General features: G+C 47.1%; 1 protein-coding gene. It reads left to right on the top strand.

The features are described from left to right. Nucleotides 1-537: polysaccharide biosynthesis tyrosine autokinase (locus AB4486_RS22895; RefSeq protein ID WP_372118786.1), on the top strand; the 537-nt coding region annotated here is incomplete at its 5' end. Nucleotides 538-718 lie beyond the last annotated feature (181 nt).

Raw genomic sequence — 718 nt, 5'->3', positions numbered from 1 at the left:
ATCTCGACTAACTTTGCCGCAGTAGCCGCAAAAACAGGCCAGAAAGTATTGTTGATTGATGCCGATATGCGAAAAGGTTACCTACAACAAAGCTTTGGTGTGAACTGGGACAATGGTCTTTCTGATGTGCTGAGCGGCAAGCAAGAGTTCGCTCAATCAGTGAAAACCACACCGGTAGAGAACCTAGATATTATTACTCGCGGCCAAGTGCCACCGAACCCATCAGAGCTGCTGATGCACCCACGCTTTGCAGAACTAATGGAATGGGCATCGAAAGAGTATGACTTGGTGATTGTTGATACCCCGCCCGTACTTGCGGTAACCGATCCAAGCATTGTCGGCGCCTTCGCTGGCACCACATTAATGGTGGCGCGTTACGGTCAAAACACCATTAAAGAGATAGAAGTGGCTCGTAACCGTTTCGAACAATCGGGCATCGAAGTGAAAGGCGTTATCTTCAACGCCATCGAGAAGAAAGCATCTAGCTCTTACGGCTACGGTTATTACAACTATGCGTATTCGAGCGACAAGAAATAAAGTTAAAGAGCAGTAACGAGATGCGGGATTCCAGTGGCGAGATACGAAAAGCGCTGCTCTTCGCATCTCGTTTACTCGTCACCCGCATCTATTCTTTATCCAATCTTCAAATTATTCGAAGACTTAGCTTTTGGTCCTCCCCCTTGAACACCGGACTATTGTGAGTGATGGTGTTAATAGA

The sequence above is a fragment of the Vibrio sp. 10N.222.55.C6 genome, assembly GCF_041473395.1.
Lineage (GTDB): Bacteria > Pseudomonadota > Gammaproteobacteria > Enterobacterales > Vibrionaceae > Vibrio > Vibrio crassostreae_C.
This window is presented reverse-complemented; position numbering and strand designations above follow the sequence as displayed.